This window comes from Nostoc sp. TCL240-02 (assembly GCF_013343235.1).
Lineage (GTDB): Bacteria > Cyanobacteriota > Cyanobacteriia > Cyanobacteriales > Nostocaceae > Nostoc.
In genome coordinates this window covers 1996279-2019101 of record NZ_CP040094.1, presented here as the reverse complement: position 1 = coordinate 2019101, position 22823 = coordinate 1996279, and the positions used below count along the sequence as shown (strand labels likewise).

Sequence of the window (22823 nt, the reverse complement as noted above, 5' to 3'; positions counted from 1 at the left end):
CACAAAAGATAAAAAGCCTACTGTGAAAGCGTTATACGAACTATAAGTGGGATGAAATACACTCTTATGAGTGAACGTAAAAATAAGGGTTTGGGGATGAAAATATTAAAATTATTAAAAGTTTTGAGAAACATAGCTTTGTGAAAAAGAAAATATCTTGGCTGATAATTCAAATATCATGACTTAGTATAAATGAATGATTTAGATGTAACCTAACTAATCCACATACTGCCATTATCATCTGATTATAACGATGTCGAGCTAAACGAAATCTATCACTAGCTACTCGAAAAGTTTTGACTCTACAGATGAGATGTTCAACACCAATTCTTCTTGATGATAATTTCTGATTTCTCAGTTTCAAACCACTGTTCGACTTGAGAATAAAGAGTGGGATGATTGGCCTTGAGTGCCAAAACATAATCAGCTTTTTGAGCGACAATCTGTTTGGCAATTTCAGTTTGTGTCCCCATTGCATCAATGGTGATGATAGCACCTGTGATATCTAGTAACTCTAATAATGCAGGAATCGCCGTAATTTCATTGGATTTATCTTCTACTTTCACCTGTGCCAAGACTAAACGTTGTTGACTTGCCCAGGCACTTATGATGTGGAGTGCGCTTTGACTCTGATTTCGATCATAAGAACCTCTAATGGTCTTTCCATCTATGGGGATAATCTCTCCTCCCATCGAACCAACTAGGGTTTCCACCCATTGCAGAAAACATCGATTTAATGCTTCTGGGTCGATGAATTCAAATACTCGACCGAAGGTGTCAGACGCTCGAAGACTCGCTAACGCTACGCTATCAGATGGAATACCGTTTGGTAATGCCAAAAACTCTTCTAACCACTGTTGCTTGCTGATGCCATAATTCTCAATATCTTCCCACCCTTGCGCTCCAGCGATGATGGCTAAAATCGCAATTATTAAAATATCTGTAAGTTGATGTTTTTTGGTTCGATCTACTCTCGGGTCTTTGATATCTCCAAAATGCTCCACTAAACTCTCTTGAATACTACCGATGTCTGCTATTTCTTTTGACTTTCGCTGACTACGTGCGTTTTGAAGTTCATCCGCAGATTTTGTTTCAAAGCCCTGTGACATTAACTTGACTCCTGAAGATTTTGGGACAACAGTATTGAAGTCTTCTCATTAATCTTGTTCTTAAGTCAAGTGCATTTTTTCCGCCTTTGTTTATGCTTATCTTACTTAATTTGTCAAGCTCATCTTATACCAAATTAGATGAGCTTACACTGACTGCCTTGTGCCAAACTTCAGTATTTTCTTTTGGGAAACATAGCTGTTTGATTGCACATTTTGGCTGAGTTGGAAGATGTTCATCAATAGCTAAAAATGTTCTCCCAAAGCCACCATGCCCAATCACAGCGAGTGTGCGATATCGCTGTTTAAGTAACAATTTCTGACTACAACTATTACAAAAACCAGAACTATCAGAATTTTGCGGATGTAAGCAATCAATATTGGTACAGTAGCTCATACTAGATTAATACTATTTATTGCAATTACTATATATAAAGTATTCCCATGTGTTAGCCCCTATTACTTACCCTAAACAGGAGGTTTAATACTCAAGATTATTCAGAGATTAAACACTATAACAATGTAGCTTTAGTGTAATGTTACCCAGGGCAGCTTAATCAAGTGTTTATGAATATTTTGGCAAATGCGATCAATGCTTTAGAAGAGGCTTTTGCAAACAACTCTAAATCAGTCGCTAAAGACAAAAGACTATTGACTTCTCTAGAGATTTGTATTCACACAGAAATCATCTTTGACAATCAAGTTACTATCCGCATTGCCGATAACGGTGAAGGAATAGAAGAGTCTGTTCAAAAACGTCTCTTTGACCCCTTTTTTACCACCAAGCCTGTTGGTAAAGGTACGGGAATGGGACTTTCTATCAGCTACCAAATTGTTACCCAAAGACATGGCGGTTCTTGAAAATTTATTTCCCAACCAGGACAAGGCACTGAGTTCATAGTTACCATTCCCCTGATCTAAATGAACCAGCAGAAATATCGTATTTAAAATTTAAATTGCTTTTCTCAAAGTTTAGCACTCAAGTTCATAGAAGTACTAAAGTCTAATTGGTAATCATCTCATATTAATTTAACGCACTTATGATAAACTTATGACAAAAGTATGACGAAAGCTTTCTACTGAATAAGCTATTTAAAATCAATAAATAAAGGAAACTTATCCAGATGGACATTAGTCATGAAATTTTGTAACCTTTGACTCATCCATTAGGATGTTTATTATATGAATCAACTTTTTTTTAAGAGCTTATTGGGGTTAGCAGGTATATCATTTTTGCTTTGCTTGTCTCAATCAGCAATGGCGCTTGTACGCAGTGATGTTGTTATTATCGTCAATAGTGGCTCTACCAATACCATTGGATATCGAATTTATGTATCACCATCTGGAGAAGTTAATTATGTTGATGGCAAAGGGTCTAATCGAGGTAAATTGAGCCATAAGTTGACACAAAAGTTTTTCCGGGACGTGAAGATTGCTGAACCTTTATCTAATTTGCCAGTAAAACTTGGTTGTGCCAAATCTGTTTCTTTTGGTACAACAACTACTATTAAATTAGCTGAACAACAGTCGCAAGATATCAGTTGTCCTGGCAATGGGAAAGCTAAACAGTTAGATAATGACGTGATTGCAATTGCAAAAGCTTTAAACGTAGTTAATGTGTCTAAGAGCCAAGGAAAACCACTGCCACCCCAGAACTTTTAGTTGATTCATCGATTTGACTGTTTTTAGCTGGGGTTAGGGAGCCTGTATAAGATAAAGCTGCTCTTTCTACTAGAGCAGCATTAATCTTAATCTCTACCTCATTTTCCGATCAATTAAGATCCGTTTGGCTACAGTATTTGGTATTCTATTAGTATTTAAACCCGGCATTTGAAGAGATTGTCTCAGTAAAAAGTCCTTGAATGCGATCGCCTAAATCCGTTAACAGGTTTCTTGCATTTCAGTTTTCTTGGATAATCTCCTGGGAAAGTAACTCCCAGTAATACCCTTGGAACCCGAAGATGCTGTTCAGATCTTCGGTGAGCGCAAATCCCAAACTAAAACCGAAAACAATGGCACAACTAAGAGCGAATTCTACTATGGTAAATTCCAACGTGTAATTCCCTATCTGCTCGGATTCAAAATACCAATGTCAGCGCAGATTATAAAGATGGCATTTTGAATTTGACACTGCCTAAAACTGAGCAAGAAAAGAACAAAGTTGTCAAGGTCAATCTTGAACAACCTGCTGCATAGTCTAAAACTTCTCTACCGACAATAATTGATTGATATAGCTAAGAGCTTGGTCATCTCATAACCAAGCTCTTTTGTATGCGATCGCAGACGCGATTTTAACAGAATTGGTGGGGCGATGAGCAGGAGCGCAAGCAAGATGTATTGATTTGGTCAGTTTTAAAACAACACACCGACAAAACCGAATCGCACTTGGGCATCCAGAAGCTATAGTCCAAGAAGTATTTCAAAAATCAACTGCCTTTGCCCTGTTTAGATCACTTAGGCGCACGGAAACCAGCAAGTTGTGCTGTATTCGTATCTTTAAAACAAATATCCGGCTTTACTTTTTCATAATCTAAGGTTTTGGGTACGTGATAAATGTTGCCTCTCTTATTCGTAATCTTGCCTTTTACCTGTGCATCACTTGGGCAAGTTGTTTGGTTTTGTGGTTTCACCCCTAGATTTTGTGCTGCTGCTAAAACTGCTGTTTTATTTCCCGCCGATGCTGGCTTCTTAGAGCTAGAAGTTGTATTTGCAGGGGCAGGACTAGCTGCTGTACTAGGGACAGGATTAGCTGGAGCAATAGCAGTTGGTGTTTGAGGTGTAGTACTAGTAAATTCTTCAGGTTTCTTCGCACAACTACCTAGCATCAGCACTGTAAATAACGTCAGTACCATGCTCAATTGACGAGGTTTAAGTTGATTGTTCATTACCGTTAATTCTTGCTCCTCATCCTTTAATATTTAATTCCCAATATTTTAGCCGATACTGACTTCATCACTCTGCACATCGCTAGCACCACTCACGCCTCTGGCAACTTCCACCAATTGTGCCAATAACTCTTGTGTTGCTACTTCTCCCTTTAAAACTACGCTACTTCCCAACTGAGCAACATACACAGAATCAATATCATCAAAGCGTGAATCTTCGTCAAAAGCTAAGGCAACTCTTTTTGCTAATCCACTTTGGTCATATTCACCATTCAATCCCACTCTCTCCAAAGGAGTAGTTTCTCCCGACTCGGAATTGTCAGCAATTAAAGCTTGTTCTGGATTAACTTGAGCATCTTCTGGTAATTCAAGTCCAAACAGTCTTTTTAACCAACCCATAACTGTAATCTCTCTGGGAATATAGATTTAAATACAGTTAATTATTGCACTGATCTGCGCTATAAACGCTCAACAGCAGTCTCACTGACCATTCGGAAAGCCATAATCAAATTCTGGAGCAGGTGTTACCCACAGATGAGGACGTGCCCTCCATTAATTAATCTTTCTCTAATCCTAGCGGCATAAGTAATCAAACAGAATTAATTACATAGCAATTCTTGACTAGGCAAGATTCACGATTTTTGACAGAATTCTTGGTAATCTATTTCTACTTGCAAAGAGTAGTTGGTTGCATACTCTAGGATTTGATTACGCCAATCAGATAAGTGAGCAAACTTGATTAAATCATCTGCAATTGCAGAACCTTGTCTACCACCACTACGTAATTGATCCCACGCTGTGACTTCACCCATTGTCTGCATCAACTTCTCTAAACGTCCCAGCTTTCCATCCCACGCCTGTAGACTCACCCGATCTTCTTCTGGCTGTAACTCTCGTAAAACATAAGATTTATTGCCGTTAACTATCACCCCCAAAAGAGCAGGTGGCGTTCCTTGCACCCGTTGTTGGATAGCTATTACCCGTGCAGATTCACTCGACCAATCCGGCTGAGGTAGTGTTAAATAGGGTTGTAATGAGGAAGTTTTTGTTAACTTCAAATCTAATAGATAATTGCCATCAGGAGAACCAAAACCTTCTACTAAAATGGCATAACGTTCTAACCCTAAACTACCTGTACCAGCGATTCGTTGTTGCACATCTAAAACTTGATAAAAATTCGCATCTTTTTGTGTATATTTTTGCCAAGTTGAGATGAGTTCTCTAATTTTTCGCTGTTCTGCTTCTGTGGCTTCAATAATATGCTTATTATCAATAACTAAGTGCCGCTTACCTTTCTTTCTCTTGGTGTGTTGATCTAAAAATTCTGGACGAAGGCGGGATTTTAAACTTCTTAATAAATCTTTAACTAAGCCGGAAGCGGTTTCCTTTTCCACACTTCTAGCAGTACCTTTAGCTAAAGCATTGCTGTAAGCATCAAGGAAGTAATTGCTCAAATGCAATGCTTCTGATTCATTCACCTTCAGCGTGTGAGAGCCAACTATCACACTGGTAATAAACCTCACCACATCCCAAGTGCAAGGAGCAAGACATGCTTCATCAAAATCATTAATATCAAAGTAAACTAATCGGTTATCACCTTTATAACTACCAAAATTTTCGAGGTGTAAATCACCACAAATCCATACTGGCGGGGCTGCATTCAGTAGTAAATCTTTAGGGAAGTCTTCGTAAAATAAATGACACGTCCCGCGATAAAAAGTAAAAACATCAGAACGCATTGCTTTGTATTTTAATTCAAGCAGTTTTGGGTTGCGTCCAAGGTTAAAGCGATGAATTCTGTCAATGATATCCTTTGTCATAATTCTTGGCTCAGTTGGGTAAGCGCGTCTCGTAGAGAGTAGACCTCTTGCAAAAGTCGCTCAGAAAGATTGGGTTTGGGGAAGAAGAAGCTCATAATTGTAGAGAGCAGCAATCAAATTAAACCTCAAATTAAATCTTTTTCGACGATTTCTATAAGTAAGTGACAAAATTTTAAACACCACATTCGCTTTCGATGTACATGCTCACTTAAAACTCTAATTCTGGCTAATTCTTGATTACTCTTTTTATCCTGATAACTTAATTTACCTCCTCTAGGTTTCTTCTTAGGAATCTGACTATTGCTATGTAGTTTTTGAATACCTTGATAACCTTTATCTCCTCAACACTCAATGTTTTCTCTCAACCTCACTTTCCTATTTTTAAATATACGGAAATCATGCTCTCTACCCTTACCATGAGCGGTACAGATGATTTCACCATTTGATTAGTTTACTACTATCTGGGACTTCAATGTATGTTGCTTCTTTTTTCCACTGAAGAATTTCTTTTGTTTTTTTTAGGGCGTTCAATCGGACTTTCTGTAACATCAATTACTACCACTTCTAACTGATAATTAGAAGTAGCTAATTTTTTCTTTCCTGGGAGGGTGAATGTCCTAGATTTAATCAGCGTATCTTCTATTTTTCGGATAATTCGATATGCCGTAGACTGGTTTACTCCCCACGATTGATCAATATGAAAGTAAGTTCGGTATTCTCTCCAATATTCCAATGTCATCAACAATTGGTCTTCCAAGCAAAGCTTATCTGACCGTCGTGTTTTTTGTTTTTGCTGACTGTGCCATCGCACTACCTCGACCATTTGGTTAAAAGTATCAGGACGTACGCCATATAAGCGTTTAAAGTCTTCTGGCTTCATACTTTTTACCTGTTCGTAGGTCATAGATGCTACCTAACTCTAACTCACTTGTCCCACGCATCTGGGACTTTTGCAAGAGGTCTAATGACTATGGTGCTTTTTATTTTTTATTTAGGACTTACGCAACTGGCATAAGCAATGGTGCGTCGAACGCGCCGAGCGCCTAAAAACTAAGCCATAGACATAGCAATATCCGGACGTTTTAGTTGCTCGATTAAATAATTAGAAAGTAAATTATGCTTGATTTTATAAATAGTTTGACCTGTTTTATAGGCTAAATTTTTGAGCCTTAGCCAAACTAACATTGCACAAGCAATATGATTTCTTTGAATCCGACCTTTACGACATTGACATGATTCAATGCCAGTTAATTGTTTAATCTCTCTGTGAACAGGACTCTATTTTCCAACGGATTTTACACACTTTTTGTGCAACATCCGTAGAACTTTGAGATATATCATTAGTTGCAACATAATCCGTTCTATCGGTAGAGATAGTAACCCGGAATAGCTTCACTTTTTTCTCAGCAGTGAATGCTTTAATTTTTATTATTTTACCACATTCTAACTCTTCGTCACTCCATGACAATGATTCAATATTTTTATATTTTTCTTGACCAAAAGTATCATCAACCAAACGATTCGTTTTTAAAGGACAATAATAAATTTTATCTAAACTATCAATATAGAGCATTAACTTGTTGACTGCATACTATGTATCCATTAAAACCGTTTCAAAAGGAAGGTTTCTTTGATACACAAGACTTAGCAGCATATTTTTAACGTGGTCAACTTTAGTTAAGCCATCATTTTCCGGATTAAAAATCCGATAATCTATTACCCAAAAATTGAGAGTTTTAGGATTGACATATATACAATTAACTACTCCAATTCCTCTGATAATACCATGTTCATTTCCACTATACTGCCTTCGGACTATTTCTATTTCTTCAGAAAATCTTTTATCTAAAACTGTATCGTCAAATATAATGTAAGCATCCTCGTCAACTACAATTACATCCTTTACAGAAGTGTTGAATGTTAAGAAAAATCCGATAAAAATAGCCCAAAATATGGTAGTTTTGGGCTAAGGCTTAAAATATATTAGTTTGATTGTGATTATAAATTCATTTCCCAAAATTGTCAAAGATATACTGAAAAGCCTGCCAAAAAACGATTATCCAGTATTGAACAGTCGTCTGTTTTTTGAGTGCTGGCTATCCTATGCCCTGGATAACAGCTTAACAAGTATGCGAGATTTGTTTAACAGATTAAATAACAATTGTTTTGAGGTAGATATTTCTACTTTCTCTAAAGCAAATTTACATCGAAGCCAAAAACCTTTTCAAGAGATTTACCAAAAATTAAATGAATTAGTACAGAAGAAAGTTCAAAAAAAGTTACACAATAAATATGCAATTTGTCCAATAGATTCAACAATTATTACTCTCACAAGTAAATTGTTATGGGTACTAGGTCATCATCAAGTCAAGCTGTTTAGTTCCTTAAATCTCTCCACAGGAAGCCCAGAAGATAACTTCATCAATTTTGGACATGACCATGATTATAAATTTGGTTCCAAAATGATGTCTAGTCTCCCAATAAATGCTGTTGGAGTAATGGATAGGGGTTTTGCTGGATTAAAATTTATCCAAGAATTAGTACAAGAAAACAAATATTTTGTTTTGCGGATAAAAAACAATTGGAAACTAGAATTTGATGGCTCAAATGGATTGGTCAAAGTTGGTGCATCTGATGATGCTCAAGCTTATAGAGTAATTAATTTCTGTGATTTAGAGACAAAAACCGAGTTTCGCTTAGTGACTAATTTACCAGAGTCGGGAGATGCAGCTGTTCATGATGATGAAATTAGGGATATTTATCGATTACGTTGGGGAGTTGAATTGTTGTGGAAGTTTTTAAAGATGCACTTAAAACTTGACAAACTCATTACCAAAAACGTCAATGGTATTACCATACAAATTTACGTGAGCTTGATAGCCTATCTGATTTTACAGCTTTTATCTATTCCCGAACAATGGGGACATACACTATTAGATAAATTCCGCTATCTTCAATCTTGTATGTGTCAGAAAATCAGCTATGTTCATTGGTTTGAGGAGATGATGTTTTGCTGACTAATTTAAGCTTTTGAGACTTAGTGTAACTAATAATGTAAAGTTTTGTATCAGCATTCAACATTTCTGATATTCCATAGCTTGTATTTCCTTTGCGTTCAAAAATGTTATAGCCTCGTTTACGAGTTAACTGTGCGTACTCTTGCTGAATTTGTTCTAGCGTTGCTCCTTGTGGTATGGGAAATTCAGTTAACAGAATTCCCCCAATAAATGCACTAGACCAAACGACAAATTCACTGTCTCCATGCTCTCCAATCACATAAGCATGAACGTCTTGTTTTGCAACATTCAGTCGCTTTCCAAGTTGATATCTCAGTCTAGCAGTATCAAGAACGGTTCCCGAACCGAAAATTAGGTTTTCTGGCCTGGTAGAAGTAGCTTGAGCAATCCGCGTGAGTACATCCACTGGATTACTAATGATAAGTACGATTGAATTCGGTGCAACTCGATCCAATTCTTTGATTGTCGAACGTATAATCTCTGCATTGTCGCTCAATGTATCTAATCGGGTCTGTCCAAGTTTTGGCTGCACCCCAGCAGTCACAATAATGATATCTGAATCAGCTAAATCTTCATACTGATTTGATGGTAGAATCTCCATTTCTTTAAGTAGGGGAATGCTGTCTTCAATATCCCATACTTGCCCTTCAGCTTTTGATAAGGTTCGGTCAAAAAGGACAACCCTTACACATCTACCGAGTAAAACTAAAGCATTTGCAACGTTTGCACCTACATTACCTGCACCAATAATACCGACTTTAGATGTTTTACTCATCATGCTATATCTACTTGACCTTCAAGAATGAAATGTCGTTTGTTTGGTAAGTCCTTGAGTCTGCAATTGCTGTCTTTTTACAACTTGGAAAACAATATATTTAACCCTTCGGTCATCGTGGGATGAGTCAAAATACCATCACGCAGAACGGTGTAGGGCATCTGAGCTTGCATCACCATCTGCACTGTTGAAATCACTTCACCTGCTTCATGACACAACAGAGAACACCCAAGAATACGACCTGTATCTGCATCCACGATCGCCTTCAGCAGTCCATCGGTTTGACCCAGTGTTCTTGCCCTGGGAACGGCTGACGCATCGACCTTTGCCACGCGGATGGCATATCCTTGTTGCCGTGCTTCAGTTTCAGTCAAACCCACATGTGCCAGTTCTGGATCGATGAACAGACAAGATGGAACCAGGCGATCGCTTGTACTCCGGTTGCCCCCATCAATTAAATTAGCTTTGATAATGCGATAATCGTCGAGCGATATATGGGTGTATTGTGGGCCGCCATTGATATCGCCTAACGCCCAAATCCCCGGAATGTTCGTCTCTAAACGATCGCTAACTTGAATAAATCCCCGTGTATCGGTTGCCACACCAGCAGCAGCTAAATTTAAGCTCTCGGTATTGGGCGCACGACCAACGGCGACGAGCAAATGCGAACCCTGGAGGCTGAGGGAGCGATCGCCAACTTGGATTTGCAGGATGGTTTCATTACCAGTGCGATCAACCCTCAACACCTTCGCCTTTAGCAAAAATTCAATACCATCTTGTTCTAGCAGTGTTTGAACTGCGATCGCTATATCTGGATCTTGCGGTGACAGGATTTGCTCACTTTGCCCAATGACAGTAACACCAGAGCCAAAGCGCCGAAACATCTGGGCAAACTCTAAACCAATATAGCCACTACCGAGAACGAGCAGGTGTTCAGGCAGGTATTCTAGCTCCATAATCGACTCACTCGTTAAAAACTCAACTTCTGTGAGTCCGGGAATGGATGGATGTCAAGAATTGTGCGATCGCCTCACGACCAGATAGAAATTCTGAACGGTTGCGCCAAACGCTATCCGATGTGTAAGCAAGTGATACTAGTTCCGGGCTACGTGTGTTCCAGGCATTCTCTGCAATTCGGACTTTTTGGACAGCGGATTCATGATCAAAAGGCGGCAGAGGTAGTCGAGGATTTTCAGGGTTGTTCATAGTATGTAAGCGGTGGAATTGCGATCGTTTCAGTATGATTTAATTGGCATTAAATCCGTCCCGACCGAATTACCTCAAAAGCAGTTTAATACAGATCAATGACTACCACCCGCGATGTGCAGCGTTTCCTCAGATGCCCCCGTCACAACTGCGATTTTTCCCTCTAGTTTTTTCATGATGATTTTTTAGGATCAAGCAGCGTGAACTCTACAGTTTCGCTAGTGATTACTTTGTGCGTGGGGTCAGCTAGTTCGATCAGCACCTTGTGTACGCCAGGTTCTAGTCCGACCAGGATGATCGTTTCCCCACTGGCATCGACAAAGTGCCACGGCAAATCGTCAACGGTGATGTGGATATGACCGATGCGCGGCGATACTTCGAGGGCACTTTTGCCGAACACCGGCAACACGCGCAGGTTCTCCGTCCGGTACTGAATAAAAACACGACCCTGTGCCAGTGGTTCGGGAAGCGGTGGATCGACAATCAGCTTGGGTGGTGCTTCGTTTTCAATCGCAATCAACGGTGATGATCCGATAATGTCCCTAGCGCTCGGTGTGTGGCTGTTCATAGCAGGTAATTACCTGAGAGTAGTTTGTATTACGATCCCTTTAAAGGTGAAACGGTGCAGAGTCGAATGGCACTAAGATAAGCCGAAAGTCTTGTTTCACATCGTTCCCAGCCTGTAGCCTAGGAATGTATTTCGAGAGGCTCTGCCTTCGATCAAGTCTTTGGAGGCGGAGGCTCTCAAAATTAGTTCCTAGCCTGGAGGCTGGGAACCAGTTACAGCAAAGGCTGTGTCTTAACTTAGTGCCATTCTGCTTTACCCTTTTCCGCTACGCTAACTCGGTAAGCAGCAAAGCGATGGAAGAGCGTCTTTTCCTTTCCCCAAAAACATCGATCGCATCCTATTGCAGATGTTTCTTCAATTCAGCAGCAGCTTGAACAAACAGAGAGCGGACTGCCGGAACCTCGGCTAAACCATTGAGCAGTCCAAAGTCATGAATCATGCCGTTGTAACGCACGGTGGTTACTTTTACCCCAGCTTCATCCAGCTTGCGCCCATACGCTTCGCCTCCATCTCGCAGAATATCGCTTTCTGCAACCTGAATGAGCGCTGGAGGCAAGCCTTGCAATTGCTCAACCGTAGCTTGTAAGGGCGAGGCATAGATATCTTGGCGTTTTTCTGGATTAGCTATGTACATGTCATACATCCACTTCATCAACGGTGTAGTCAGAAAACGCTTCTCACCAAATTGGTGATACGACTCTGTTTCAAAACTAGCGTCTACGATCGGCCACATCATGATATGTAGCTTGATGTGTGGCCCTCCGTTTTCTTTCGCCTTCAAAGCAGTGACTGCTGTCATATTTCCGCCGACACTGTTGCCGACCACTGCCAGATTCTTGCCATCCACTCCAATCTCCTCACCATGTTCGGCAACCCATTTGGTTGCAGCATAAATCTCATTGATCGCCTGTGGGTACTGAGCATCTGGCGTGCGCGTGTAGTTGACAAAGACCCCTGCAAACCCTGAAAGCACCACAAGATCGCGCACCATACGTTTGTGGGTCGGGTAATCGCCTAGCACCCAGCCGCCTCCATGAATAAAGATAAACACAGGCAATATGCCTTTAGCACCTTCTGGTCGCACGATGTTGAGCGCGATCGAATAACCGTCAGCAGTAATTGTCTTCTCAGACTCTTCAATGCCTGAAAGGTCTACTGGAACGGAAGCCTGTGCATCCACGAGAACTTGACGCGCTTCGAGTGGAGGTAATGTCTCTAGAGGCACACCTCCTGAGTTCAGCACTTTCAAAAATGCCTTCACTTCTTTAGAAAGACGTGGATCTTCTGCAACTTCCAAAATCTTTGCTTGTGAATTTACTTGAGCAACCATGACATTCTCCTTTGATAATTAGTAAACAATCTGTTAAAATGACACTGTTAAGTGAATTGGTTTAACAGTGATGCTTGATCGGCTGCGATTGTGAAATGGTGATCGCTTTCTACTGACATCATTTAAGAGCCGAAATTCTTTGTTACTGGTGAAAAGGTTGTCCACCTAGCAAGTCGCTGCCTCGATCGGTTGTTTCCACACCGCCGCAGCATAGAGCGAGTCCTCAAAATCGGGGGCAATATCGCCTGTGATCCTTGCCTCATGATGCGCCCAGTCCTCAAAGAACAAGTCGTGACTGATACGCGATACTATTGCAGGTATGTCGCGGCGGATGCTATGGATGTCACCAACTGGCAATCCGAAGCTGACCAAACCAGCAGGATTAAATACGTGAATGTCTTTCAGGTAAGGGGCAGTGCCAGGTACTTTTTCTTGGTATTCATGGGCGCTACCGAGGTAAGGATGTGCCGCCAAACCGTCGTCGCGCAGGTCTTCTGGTGGCTGGTAGCGATCGCGCCAGAGGGCAATATGCTGGGCAAAGTCGGCTAGTTCGGGACGCTTTGTTGGGTCAACGAAGTAACCAGTGCCAGCGATCGCAAAATCAAACTCGAAAACATCATCGTTCACCTCGATGGCAATGCGATTGCCCAGTTTCCGTGCTGATTTCCAAGGTGCAGATAGATGGATGTGAAAGTTCGGGAAAGCGATCGCTCGCTCAATCGAGTTCGGGGGTGGCGCGGTGCCTGCTTGATGAAAGCGCCAAGCCTGGAGCCAGCGTGCTGCATCGGGTAGTTGGGGATAGTTGTCGTAAGCACCAGGGTAATCCCGTACCCGAAGGACTGACAGAGATGCGATCGCCGATCGCCGTACAAATAGATGTACTGCCTTAGCTCCCGATTCCAGCGCCACTCCTGCTGCATCGAAAGCTGAAGCCGCCGCACCCAGCACCGCCACAGTCTTACCACGCAGTGCTTCAAAATCGATGGCATCGGCGGTATGTGCGTACAACGTGCGGGGTAAGTCAGCCAGTACTGGAGGTATGTATGGGCCACCAGTGCCAGCCACGCCATTGGCAAAGATAATTTTGCGCGTAGTCTCTAAGAGCGGGACACCGTTTACCTCAAGGTGTAAGCGAAAGAAACCTGCGACTGGTTCAATCCGCACCAACTTCGTCTGGTAACGAACCTGGATACCCAGGAAATGCCGATACCAACTGAGGTACTCAGCCCATGTCACTCGCTCAATGCGATCGATCTCCGCGTAGGCTGCCGCACCGTGCCGCGCTTCGTACCAGGCTTGAAAGGACAATTCTGGGATGCCTAGTTCTGGGCCAGGCAGATGTTTCGGTGTGCGGAGCGTTCTCATCCGCGCTCGCGTCAACCACACGCCTGCATGAGCCTCATCATCGGCTGCATCGATCTCTGTCACGCGACCGATCCCAGCACGCCGTAGCGCAAATACAAAGGTACTACCGCTACCACTGCCACCTATTATAGTGACATTGTGATCGATGCCAGGGCGATCGGGCACCCAGTTTTCGGGATCGGGACCGAGCAGGCGTAGTGCCTCGCAAGCAGCAAAATCGGAATTGCTCGTTGTTGTCATGTCGATCTCCTCATATATCGTTGCGATGGATGAAAAAATCCGAATAGTAGACAATTAAGCTGTTAAGCTAACGCGCCTACATATTGCACTATTTTCTGTGTAGACCGTCATTAGTCATTTGTGTTTACTAAGGACAATCTCACCAGTTGATGTGCAACTTAAATGCGTAACAGCTTATACCAATTCTCTGTGAAGCTGCATATTATTTTGACCCCTCTCAACCTCCCCTTGCTAAGGCTACGGTATACACACAAGTCTCTTGACCTGCACCTTTGATGCATCGCCCTGCACCTTTGTTGCATCACCTTGCAAAAATGAACTTATCCTACGTTACGCAACAACTCTAAAGGACTTGTGTGTACACGCTAGCTTGCTAAGGGGAAGTGTCGCAGGCGGTGGGGTTTTTTCTGTGCGCCTTCATAAAGAATTGGTATTAGTAAGTTTTTGTTCGTGGATTTGGATTCGCTAGAGCGTGTTATGAACAACTGCCAGAAGCTAGAAAAGGGTTCGTATCTTTAACTCCTTTTGGACTTCAAATCTGTGCCATACCGCCATCGACAAACAACTCAATGCCGTTCACAAAGCTGCTGTCGGCTGAAGCGAGAAAGACAACGGCTTTGGCAATTTCATCAGGTTTGCCGACTCGTCCCAGTGGGATGGCGCTGGCTTGGCTGTCCACAAATTCTTGCAACTGCTGGTCATTGAGTCCCAAATGATCGTAACCAGGAGTCGGAACCACACCAGGGCTAATGGCATTCACTCGGATCTTGCGTTCTTTGAGGTCGAGTATCCAATTCCGAGCAAATGATCTTACGGCGGCTTTGGTGGCGCTGTAAACACTAAATGCTGGCGTACCTTTTATAGAAGTAATCGAAGCATTCAGGATAATAGAAGCGCCCTCTGGTAACAGTGGCAGTGCCTTTTGTACAGTGAACAGCAAACCTTTGACATTTATGTTGAATGTTTTGTCAAAGTGTTCCTCAGTGATTTCTCCAAGTGGGGCAATTTGTCCACCGCCAGCATTAGCGAAGATGATATCGAGGTGTCCTTGCTCTTGCTTAATGGTGGCAAACAGACGATCGAGGTCTGCCAGATTAGAAACATCGCTCTGCACAGCCGTAACATTTTTACCAATAGCTTCTATAGCAGCATCCAGTTCGACTTGGCGACGACCCGTGATGTAGACATAGGCTCCTTCAGCAACAAACTGTTTGGCAGTGGCAAGACCGATACCACTATTGCCACCCGTGACAAGGGCGATTTTTCCTTCTAGTTTTTTCATAGGTTAATCTGATAGAGATTCTGGATTTGTATGAACCATTGAAGTGTTATCGGTTCTGTTGCATCATAGCTTTGAGAACAGTAGATTTAACCCTTCATTCATTGTTGGAACCAGTTGGGGCAAGGGCTGTATCTTAACAAGCGTGCCATTTCTTACATTTCCTTTGATCGATCTGCTTGATGACGCTACTTGAGACTTGCAACGAGGTCGGTCACTTGACGTTGAGCCTCTGCGCTCAGTGAATCAAAGTCGTCTAAGAAGAATTGACGTTCTAGCGTTAACTTCCGGGTATTGAGTAACCCTTCGATCTGCCAACCTTCGTCGCCTTTCGTTATGACGTATAGTGGCAGCGAATCTCGTGACGGTGAAGTTTCGGTTTGTCCGGGCAGTATTACCCTGATAACTACGAGCATGAGCGCGAGTTGCGAGTTCACGAAGCGGACAAAATCCACCTCACCCTCCAGGCGTGTTCCTTTGACAACCGTGTCGAACGCTTGCTGATGAAATGCAGCGATTTCTTTTCGACCCTTGAGATGCGTGCCCTCGAACGTGATGAAATCGGCAGTTTCGCTGAACGGGGCAGCGAAGCCTTCGCCGCTACCTCGATTCCAAGCATCAATCATCTGGCGATGGAAAGCACGGATTGCCGACTCGTCAGCAGTAGTGGTGGTTTGAGTTGTTTGTAAATTCATAGTTTTGAGTTTTCCTTTTAAGTGATAGACCAGTTCTCAAGCGTCTCATTGGTTCGCAGGACTTGGCTCACTAAAAAATCGTTAAATTGGGATTACTTCACAGAGCCGTGCTTGCTGCTTTAATCACTTTGGCAACCTCTTTTGGATGAGAGATAAAAGGAACATGACTGGAGTTAACTTCGCTTGTCTTAGCACCAATCCGTTTAGCCATAAATCGTTGAAGTTCAGGGTTGATGGCGCGATCGCTTTGAGTCACGATAAACCAGGAAGGAATCGTTTTCCATGCGATTTCATTCAGTGATTGCTCAAACGCGGCGCTGGCGATCGGCTTTTGGGTTGCTGCCATTACTCGCGCCTCAGCCTTCGATATGTCCTGGGCAAAAAATTCGTGAAACTTCCCGCGATCGATATAGAGAAAGTTTGCAGCATCAGACACGATCGCCGTATTAATCGGAGGTGCTGCGTACCTTTTATTCAAATCACTCGTCTTTTCACCGACATCTGGTGCAAAAGCATTAACATAAACCAGCATAAGCCCCATGAACGAGAACGATCGCAGGTTTAGAGTTGGACGCTTGAGGTAATTCCTTGGAGGTGGCTGGTGTTGGATGCATTGATATTCCAACGACAACACTTAATGCAAATAACCACAGTAATAATTTTTGAACTTTTTTCCATGTAAAAACCATCATTGCGATCGCCTCTGTATTCTTGCTAAATTGCTGAAATCTCTGGTTTTTGTCGTCCGTATAGAAGTTATGAAATACTTGTTGGGATAAGCATCAAAAACCTTAATCATTTGCAGCAACAATGGCTGCCATTATCTGCTCAACAGTCCAGCGACCAAAATAGCGAATTCCATTAATAAACAAAGCGGGTGCAGCCTCCACTCCACTTCGCAATCCACCTTCGATGTCTGCATTGATCCGATTGACATACACTCCCTTGGATAAATCCTGTAAAAATTGAGAAATATCAAGTCCTAAACGATTGGCATACTCGACTAGATAGCCATTTCCCAATTCCTGTTGATGGATAAACAGCATCTCATGCATTTGCCAAAACTGCCCTTGAGCCGCTGCGGCTTCCACAGCTTCCGCTGCCCGTTGAGCATGTGGATGAATCTGTACCTGAGGAAAGTGACGGAAGATAAAACCTACATTGTTTTCTCCAAACGAAACTTTCAATTGCTGTTGAACAACTTTAATCAATCGATAGACATTGGCACTTTGAAAACATTCATAATCTCCATACATTACGAATACTACAGCAGCATTCAGTACACCTTGAATATGATCCTGGGTTGAAGGCAGAACGAATAAAGAACGATTATCACGGTTGTAAGTCATGTTTCGGTTTGTATTAAGCAATACTTTTGCCTTACAACCCAACTGCGCTTACATTGCTATGGATTTAATATAGACAATTGACCCTCTCTTGTCGTCCACTCTGAGTTGACATTTTTATACAATCTAGTGATGGATGAACCTGTTCATCTCGTAGTGGAAGGTTGTCTCCAACTTTAGTTTGAGTCTAAAGCCAATTCTATTGGGGAAAAGGTCATAAGAGGCAGGGGAGCAGGGGAGCAGGGAGCAGGTAGCAAGGGGGAAAACTGAAACGGAGCTTTGTACTCCGCCCCAGTAAGAGTGCCCTAAAGAGGGCGGGGCTTCTCTGCGAGACGCTTCTCTACGAGAGGCTTCGCCAACGCGAACATACCCATGTTCAACCTGCAATTCCACGGCTCTTGAGAAGGAACATTCCCCTTGCCCGAATGTCACTAAGAAAACGTGAAACTCTTGCTATGGCTGGGTGTAGGGGTATAGGGGTGTGGGGTATAGGGGAAGAGCATTGTTTTGTAAATCTGATTACTTGGTTTTAATTCTTTTCCTTACACCCCTATACCCTTACACCCTTATACCCAAAAGCCAGCCATCTTAAGGATTTGCGCTTTTCTTAGTGCCATTCCCCCTTGCCCCCTGCCCCTTTCCTTCCCCACTACAAACTGACAATCCCACGCTTAACAGCAGTAATCACGGCTTGTGTGCGATCGCTCACGCCCAGTTTGCTTAAAATCCGATTAACATGGGATTTGACGGTACTTTCACCAATACTCAAAACAGTCGCAATTTCCTGATTACCCATTCCTTGTGCCATCAAACGCAGCACTTCCAACTCTCGTTCACTCAGTTCTGGATTACTCATTCGCTGCAATAATTTTGCGCCCACTTCTGGCAGAATGTATTTCTGACCATTATGAATGGCGCGAATCGCATTCAATAGCTCGCCAAGTTTAGAATCCTTAAGCAGATAGCCTTGAGCGCCTGCCTGTAAACCACGATAGATATCTTCATCGCCATCGTAGGTTGTGAGTAGCGCGATCCGAGCCTGCTTAAATTCAGCACAAATCGCCATAATGGCTTCAACACCTCCCATTTTGGGCATTCGTAAATCCATTAGTGTGACATCAGGTTGGTATTCTCGAAACGCGGCGATCGCCTGTTGCCCATCTTCAGCTTGAGCAATCACTGTCATTTCTGGATCGCGGTTAATGATAGTTGCTAGACCCTTTCTGACTATGGCATGGTCGTCAACAATTAGCACCCTAATCTTAGTGGATCGGCTCATTGTAATTCTCACTCTCGATTGATAGTGACAATAATTTCTGTTCCTTGACCTGGTTGGCTTTGAATCAATAGTTGTGCGCCAATGCGCTCTGCCCGTTCGCTCATTCCTAATAAGCCAAACCCACCACTCAAAGGAGTGCTACCTACTCCAAAGCCCCTGCCATCGTCTTTAACCCGTAAGATACACTGTGTTTCGTTGTACACTAACTCAACCCGAATTTCGCCAGCATAAGCGTATTTAATCGCATTGGTTAATGCTTCCTGCCCAATTCTAAGTAAGTTATTCTCCACTTCGGTTGATAAGAAATAGGCTATACCCTGAGTTTCGCAAATCAGAGCCGTGTCGGTCGTTGCTCGCATTTGAGCCACAATACGATGCAGGGCACTCTCTAAATTACCTTCTTCTAGTAGCCGCGGACGGAGTGCTGATACGGATCGCCGTGCCCCTGCCAGCCCAGCGCGTGCTAGTTCCTCAATCATTTCCAGATGTACTTGGGTTGCTTCCGGGTCATCCGCCAGCACTTGTGTTACTGCTCCAATTTGAAGCAGAATACCTGTGAAAGATTGAGCTAGTGTATCATGAATTTCTCGCGCCATCCGGTTGCGTTCTTCTAAGATAGAAGTGTGTTCAGCTCGTTTACGATCGCTAATATCTGTCATGAGACTGTAGAAACCTCTTACCTGAGCATTGTCATCGAAATCAGGAATAAAGGTCGCGCTGATGCACCGCTTATCATCCAAAAAAGGGATTTCTGCTTCTAGAGGGACAGTTTGCCCTGCAAACACCTGATTAATATACGGCTCAACCCGTTCATAAACCACCTCACCGAGCAGTTGACGAACAGAGTTGCCCAAAATTTCCTCACGGCTACGGTTGAACCAAACCTCATAGGTACGGTTGATAAATTGAAAGCAGCGATTGGCATCGACGTAGCTAATCAGAACGGGTAGAGCGTCGGTAATCAGTCGTAATTCCTGCTCCTGTAAGCGAAGCTCGTCGTAGACACCGCGTAGCTCTGCTTCGCTTGCCTGCAATGCTGCCGTTCGTTGGGCAACTTGTTGCTCTAAGGTGCGATTGTATTCTGCTAAAAGCTTCTCTGCTTGTTTACGTTCGGTGATGTCTTGAAAGGCTGCGATCGCATATAGAATGTTGCCAGACTCATCAAAAATTGGAGTTCCCCAACTTTCGATCGGAATGATGCGATTCCCCTGGTGAATTTCGATATCATCCACACTGCCCTGTTCGCCGTTTAGCGCTCGCCTAATCATCAGTTGTTCGGTTGGGTAGGGGCGATCGGTTCCTGCCACATAGAGTTTATAGACCTCGGCAATTTGCTCTGGGGTGACAGACGGCAGCACGCCCTTGCCCAAGAGTTGGATTGCCTTCTGATTCGCGTAATAAGGGCGACCTGTTGCGTCCATAACCACAATTCCTACCGGAACCGACTCTAAAATTTTCTGAAGGCGGGTTTCACTTTGGGCGAGGGTCTGATTTAAAGACTGCATTTTGGCAAATGCGATTTGAAGCTGCTGTGCCATCTGGTTGAACGATCGAGCCAGTTCGCCCAAATCGCCCGATCGCTCAATTTCTACCGTCTGATCCCATGCACCGTCTGCTAGCGCTTTTGCCGATTGACTGACGCTGACAATTGGTTTAGCGATCCATCGGGCAATCAAAATGCAGATCGCAATGCCAAGCAGCAAAGCCGCGATACAAAGCAGAATCGTCATGTAGATGCTTTGATTAATCTTTGCCATGAAATCGGATTCAGGCAACACCGTGACAATCAGCCAGTCTAGCCCACGAGTATCTTTGAATGGCATCACCTGAATCAACTGCCGCCTGCCATCGAACTTAAAATCAAGCTGTTCCGCAGTCTGGATCTGCCACAAATCGCTGAAATGCTCGCGCAAATAGTCAGCAGTAGCTCGCACGGTAGGATTACGGCTCTCAACTGCTGACAATCGATTTGCTGCTGCCCCACTACTTATAATCGCCTCTCCGGTGGAGGTGGCAACCAGTTGCCCCGATCGCTCTAGAATAAAGGCGATGCCTGTCTTGCCAATTTGCAGGCTAGCCAAAAAACGGCTCATCTCATTAGGCAGAAATACATCGGTGGCACAAACTCCCAACAGCGATCGATCAGCAGTGCTATACACAGGCGTACTAGCGGTGATCGTTGGCAACTGGCTAGCAAAGTCGGCATAGATTCCACTCCAGCTTGGTTCGCCTGCCGTCACTGCTGCTTTATACCAGGGACGAACCCGCGCATCGAAGGCTTTGTTACCTTGACTAATTAACTGGTCTCGCTGACCATTGCGATCGAGGCTGTAGCCGTAGAGTTTATGATCTGTAGCAACATTACTTGACCGCAGTTCAATTGAGCGATCGGCAGGGCTACGTCGCACCCCTAGAAGAGAACCTTTGCGATCGCCACAGTAGATATCACTCACCATTGGATAAATCTGAATTTGCTGCCAGAGTGGAAACTCACCTTTGACTGCGCTAGGGTCAATTTTTCCCTGAGCGAAGGTGCTGGCATTGAGCCGATTGATGTTATGGGGTATCTCGGTATAGGTTTGTAATTTGCCTTCGATCCGGTTCGTCAGTTCGCGCCGCAGTTGACTGGTCAGATCGTTGATGGCTTCCTGTCTATTTTTGAAGGAAAAATATCCTACTAAGCCGACTGTCACCAAAGTTTGCAGCACAAACGGCACAATCAAAACCGTCTGTAATGGCACTGTTCTGGAAACTTGAGCTACAACTTGCTTGAGAAGACTGCTCATCAATCAGATTCCTCATTTACGGCAGTTCACGCACGTTAGTCCATTTATTGACGAAAATACTAGTAGTCTGCCAAACCAAAATTGTTAGGTGAGGGCTGGGAAAAGGGTAAAGGAATAATACTTTTTCCCTTTACCCTTTAACCGAATGGCACTAAGAAAAGGGAAAATCGTTGAGGCAGCTCTTGTGCACAGGAGCAAAGGAGCAGGGGAGAAAGAAGAAGGAAGAAGCATACGGACAGAAACAAGAGGCATACGGAAAGAAGCAAAAGAAATTCTCCTCTGCCCCCCTGCTCTGCAATCCTTACGCCGCCTACCCTTCAGCTTAACAAGCGTGCCATTCCCCTTTAACCTTTACCCCGCCAAGTTTCCCTGACGGACTACTAGCCATGAGAAGCTCCAACGATCGCAACAAGTAGTGGCTCAAGCTCTAAAGCGTCTCTGTAACGCACACCATTGATAAATAGACCTGGAGTGTTAATCACCCCACTATCCATTCCGCTAGCAATATCTTGATTGATGCGATCGACATACACTTTTTGGGCAATGTCTCGAATAAACTGAGTTACATCAAGCCCTAAATTGTCAGCGTATTCTGCTAAATACCCATCTTCTAGCTGTTGCTGATGCTTCAATAACATTTCGTGCATCTGCCAAAACTGCCCTTGTGTTGCTGCTGCTTCTGTCGCTGCTGCTGCCTTTTGAGCTTGAGGATGGATTTGAGGTTGAGGAAAATGTCGGAATACAAAGCATAGAGAATTTCTCCCGAATAAGGTCGCCTCAAGCTGGCGTTGAATTGCCTGAATTGAGGTATAAAGTTCACTACATTGGGGACACTGATAATCTCCATACTCAACAAGCACAACGCGAGCATTCAATGATCCTTGTCGATGGTCTTGCTCAGAAGGAAGTACAACTAATTGATTGCGCTCTGTTTCGCAGTTACCGCAAGGGTTGCCAGGAATAACATCGCTCATTCTAAACCCTCATTTTAAATCTTTGAGGAAAAGAGATTCATCGTCTGCACTCTGAAATTTCTTCCCTCAAACCTATAATCGTTTGTATGAGTTTAATGTATGGGATTTGCTTAGGCTTGTCGTCAATTCAGGGTCTGTATTTTAATCAACAA

General features: G+C 43.2%; 21 protein-coding genes and 5 pseudogenes. 4 read left to right on the top strand and 22 right to left on the bottom strand.

Annotation, left to right across the window (positions count from 1 at the left end):
• Positions 1 to 169 precede the first annotated feature (169 nt).
• The 3 genes and pseudogenes from FBB35_RS08720 to FBB35_RS08710 form a co-directional block, all read right to left on the bottom strand.
• The gene (locus FBB35_RS08720) at positions 170 to 421 is read right to left on the bottom strand and encodes a transposase family protein (protein WP_174709301.1); all 252 of its coding nucleotides are present in this window, start codon (positions 419 to 421) and stop codon (positions 170 to 172) included.
• Positions 363 to 1109: pseudogene (locus tag FBB35_RS08715) on the bottom strand (ISAs1 family transposase); the annotation flags it as partial. The pseudogene FBB35_RS08715 and the gene FBB35_RS08720, both read right to left, overlap by 59 nt.
• Positions 1110 to 1233: 124 nt before the next feature.
• Complete coding sequence (locus FBB35_RS08710; protein WP_174709300.1) at positions 1234 to 1503, bottom strand: 4-Cys prefix domain-containing protein; 270 nt, start codon at positions 1501 to 1503, stop codon at positions 1234 to 1236.
• Between the two features lie 161 nt (positions 1504 to 1664).
• On the opposite strand from FBB35_RS08710, the pseudogene FBB35_RS08705 reads away from it, so the two are divergent.
• The 3 genes and pseudogenes from FBB35_RS08705 to FBB35_RS08695 form a co-directional block, all read left to right on the top strand.
• Positions 1665 to 1967 (top strand): annotated as a pseudogene (locus FBB35_RS08705) (sensor histidine kinase); the annotation flags it as partial.
• A 321-nt stretch (positions 1968 to 2288) separates the two neighbouring features.
• Positions 2289 to 2768 carry a hypothetical protein gene (locus FBB35_RS08700; RefSeq protein ID WP_174709298.1) on the top strand — a complete coding sequence of 160 codons (480 nt, stop codon included), beginning with the start codon at positions 2289 to 2291 and terminating at the stop codon, positions 2766 to 2768.
• Positions 2769 to 3063: 295 nt separating this feature from the next.
• Positions 3064 to 3302 (top strand): annotated as a pseudogene (locus tag FBB35_RS08695) (Hsp20/alpha crystallin family protein); the annotation flags it as partial.
• Positions 3303 to 3556: 254 nt separating this feature from the next.
• On the opposite strand, the gene FBB35_RS08690 reads toward FBB35_RS08695, so the two are convergent.
• The 5 genes and pseudogenes from FBB35_RS08690 to FBB35_RS08670 all read right to left on the bottom strand — a co-directional run.
• Positions 3557 to 3991, bottom strand: coding sequence for a hypothetical protein (locus FBB35_RS08690; protein WP_174709297.1), 435 nt, complete (start codon positions 3989 to 3991; stop codon positions 3557 to 3559).
• Between the two features lie 48 nt (positions 3992 to 4039).
• Positions 4040 to 4390 carry a phospholipid-binding protein gene (locus tag FBB35_RS08685; RefSeq protein ID WP_174709296.1) on the bottom strand — a complete coding sequence of 117 codons (351 nt, stop codon included), beginning with the start codon at positions 4388 to 4390 and terminating at the stop codon, positions 4040 to 4042.
• 233 nt (positions 4391 to 4623) lie between these two features.
• Positions 4624 to 5811, bottom strand: coding sequence for a DUF2252 domain-containing protein (locus FBB35_RS08680; protein ID WP_174709295.1), 1188 nt, complete (start codon positions 5809 to 5811; stop codon positions 4624 to 4626).
• A 60-nt stretch (positions 5812 to 5871) separates the two neighbouring features.
• Positions 5872 to 6715: pseudogene (locus FBB35_RS08675) on the bottom strand (IS5 family transposase).
• Between the two features lie 146 nt (positions 6716 to 6861).
• Positions 6862 to 7720, bottom strand: a pseudogene (locus FBB35_RS08670) (transposase); the annotation flags it as partial.
• An 85-nt stretch (positions 7721 to 7805) separates the two neighbouring features.
• Here FBB35_RS08670 and FBB35_RS08665 point away from each other — a divergent pair.
• Positions 7806 to 8828, top strand: coding sequence for an IS4 family transposase (locus FBB35_RS08665; protein WP_174708137.1), 1023 nt, complete (start codon positions 7806 to 7808; stop codon positions 8826 to 8828).
• Here FBB35_RS08665 and FBB35_RS08660 read toward each other — a convergent pair.
• The 14 genes from FBB35_RS08660 to FBB35_RS08595 form a co-directional block, all read right to left on the bottom strand.
• Positions 8788 to 9606 (bottom strand): malate dehydrogenase, encoded by an 819-nt coding sequence (locus FBB35_RS08660; RefSeq protein ID WP_254625882.1) that lies wholly within the window; start codon positions 9604 to 9606, stop codon positions 8788 to 8790. The genes FBB35_RS08665 and FBB35_RS08660 overlap by 41 nt on opposite strands.
• Before the next feature lie 74 nt (positions 9607 to 9680).
• A complete protein-coding gene (locus tag FBB35_RS08655; RefSeq protein ID WP_254625881.1) occupies positions 9681 to 10559 on the bottom strand; it encodes an FAD-dependent oxidoreductase in 879 nt (292 codons plus the stop codon).
• A gap of 22 nt (positions 10560 to 10581) precedes the next feature.
• Positions 10582 to 10809, bottom strand: coding sequence for a DUF1348 family protein (locus FBB35_RS08650; RefSeq protein ID WP_254625880.1), 228 nt, complete (start codon positions 10807 to 10809; stop codon positions 10582 to 10584).
• A gap of 172 nt (positions 10810 to 10981) precedes the next feature.
• Positions 10982 to 11377, bottom strand: coding sequence for a DUF6130 family protein (locus FBB35_RS08645; RefSeq protein ID WP_174709294.1), 396 nt, complete (start codon positions 11375 to 11377; stop codon positions 10982 to 10984).
• Between the two features lie 337 nt (positions 11378 to 11714).
• Positions 11715 to 12707 carry an alpha/beta hydrolase gene (locus tag FBB35_RS08640; protein ID WP_174709293.1) on the bottom strand — a complete coding sequence of 331 codons (993 nt, stop codon included), beginning with the start codon at positions 12705 to 12707 and terminating at the stop codon, positions 11715 to 11717.
• A gap of 165 nt (positions 12708 to 12872) precedes the next feature.
• A complete protein-coding gene (locus FBB35_RS08635; protein WP_174709292.1) occupies positions 12873 to 14312 on the bottom strand; it encodes a SidA/IucD/PvdA family monooxygenase in 1440 nt (479 codons plus the stop codon).
• Between the two features lie 532 nt (positions 14313 to 14844).
• The gene (locus tag FBB35_RS08630) at positions 14845 to 15594 is read right to left on the bottom strand and encodes an SDR family oxidoreductase (RefSeq protein ID WP_174709291.1); all 750 of its coding nucleotides are present in this window, start codon (positions 15592 to 15594) and stop codon (positions 14845 to 14847) included.
• 185 nt (positions 15595 to 15779) lie between these two features.
• Entirely contained in the window at positions 15780 to 16286 is a 507-nt protein-coding gene (locus FBB35_RS08625) for an SgcJ/EcaC family oxidoreductase (RefSeq protein WP_174709290.1), read from the bottom strand.
• A gap of 97 nt (positions 16287 to 16383) precedes the next feature.
• On the bottom strand, positions 16384 to 16818 hold the full coding sequence (locus FBB35_RS08620) for an alpha/beta fold hydrolase (protein WP_174709289.1): 435 nt from the start codon (positions 16816 to 16818) through the stop codon (positions 16384 to 16386).
• Positions 16802 to 16978, bottom strand: a complete 177-nt coding sequence (locus FBB35_RS08615; RefSeq protein WP_174709288.1) for a hypothetical protein — start codon at positions 16976 to 16978, stop codon at positions 16802 to 16804. The genes FBB35_RS08620 and FBB35_RS08615 overlap by 17 nt, the downstream gene beginning before the upstream one ends.
• Positions 16979 to 17077: 99 nt before the next feature.
• Entirely contained in the window at positions 17078 to 17635 is a 558-nt protein-coding gene (locus FBB35_RS08610) for a DsbA family protein (protein ID WP_174709287.1), read from the bottom strand.
• A gap of 646 nt (positions 17636 to 18281) precedes the next feature.
• On the bottom strand, positions 18282 to 18911 hold the full coding sequence (locus FBB35_RS08605) for a response regulator transcription factor (RefSeq protein ID WP_174709286.1): 630 nt from the start codon (positions 18909 to 18911) through the stop codon (positions 18282 to 18284).
• Positions 18912 to 18919: 8 nt separating this feature from the next.
• On the bottom strand, positions 18920 to 21697 hold the full coding sequence (locus FBB35_RS08600) for a PAS domain-containing protein (protein ID WP_254625879.1): 2778 nt from the start codon (positions 21695 to 21697) through the stop codon (positions 18920 to 18922).
• Between the two features lie 380 nt (positions 21698 to 22077).
• The gene (locus tag FBB35_RS08595; RefSeq protein WP_174709285.1) at positions 22078 to 22671 is read right to left on the bottom strand and encodes a DsbA family protein; all 594 of its coding nucleotides are present in this window, start codon (positions 22669 to 22671) and stop codon (positions 22078 to 22080) included.
• Positions 22672 to 22823 lie beyond the last annotated feature (152 nt).